Source organism: Mycobacterium sp. 852002-51163_SCH5372311 (assembly GCF_001667115.1).
Classification (GTDB): Bacteria; Actinomycetota; Actinomycetes; order Mycobacteriales; family Mycobacteriaceae; genus Mycobacterium.
In genome coordinates this window covers 1-1,041 of the sequence record NZ_LZIJ01000163.1, presented here as the reverse complement: position 1 = coordinate 1,041, position 1,041 = coordinate 1, and the positions used below count along the sequence as shown (strand labels likewise).

Genomic DNA, 1,041 nt, shown 5'->3' with positions numbered 1-1,041 from the left:
AGCATGGCCAACGGAATGTCGTAATACTCCGCGACATTGGCAACGGGACGATCGAAACCGGCGTCGGTGAACAGCAGATCTGCCCCGTCCGCCAGCGACATCACTGTCGTGTTGGCCTCTTCCCAAAACTGGGTGAACAACTCCCAATCCTTGCGCCCTAACCTGATGAGCTCCGGGATCTTCCAGAAGTTGCGGAACACGTGCATCAAGAAGTCGCGGTGTAGGTCGTGCCACGTCCCCGCATCCGGCCCGAAGGCGACGGCATCGAGCCCAGCCGAGTCGGTGAACGCAACCAGGTCGGGCGGGACGGCCATGTGCACTTCATGCCCTCGACGCAGCAGCTCACGGCCCACAGCGGCGCCGGGCTCGACATCGCCGCGAGTCCCATAGCATGCCAGCACAAATTTCATCGCAGGGATCCTTGCCTTTCAGCTGTCGTGCGCGTAGGCAACCTCAGGTCTAGCGGCTGTCACCGATTTCCCGGGCAGTAGTTCGGCCGACCGTTCCTACCCGACGAATGGTTGCACAGCAGGCGGTATCTGGGGGCGATGCGGCACGAATTCGCGGCGCAATACCCCGGATCGGCTGCGTTGGCGGCTTGCTCTGAGGATCGGCAGCGGCGACGTGACTCGCTCGGCCCACAAGCCAAAGCGAATTGGTAACCTCGGCCACAACGATTGAGCCAGCCGGCGTGATTCGTGTGGCCGGGAATGACATCGCATCGGCCGGAAGTGCTGTGTCTCAACGGTGTTGGAGCGGCGTAGATAACCGGACGAGCAGCCCGAGGTTGATGGCGCTCCGTTAAGTGACGGCATCGCGCGAGATGCGGTCCAGCACGGACGGTCGATTCGCTCGACGCCGACATCAGCGAGACCTGGCCGAGGCGGGTTACCTGCGCTTAAGTGCCGTTTGCCTACTTCCAAGTTTCGGGTCGGCAGCGAGGGTACCGGGCTACACTGCCCGTCAGCTGAGCCTCGAGACCACGGGCTGGAGCTTTATTTCACCAGAACGTGCACGACTAGTGAAGCGCTAGGATCTTCG

The 1,041-nt window shown here is 62.1% G+C and carries 1 protein-coding gene; it reads right to left on the bottom strand.

Going from position 1 to position 1,041, the window contains the following annotated elements; all coding sequences use genetic code 11:
* On the bottom strand, positions 1-410 hold a 410-nt coding region (locus A5791_RS17725), incomplete at its 3' end, for a glycosyltransferase (RefSeq protein WP_197504721.1).
* Between the last annotated feature and the right edge of the window lie 631 nt (positions 411-1,041).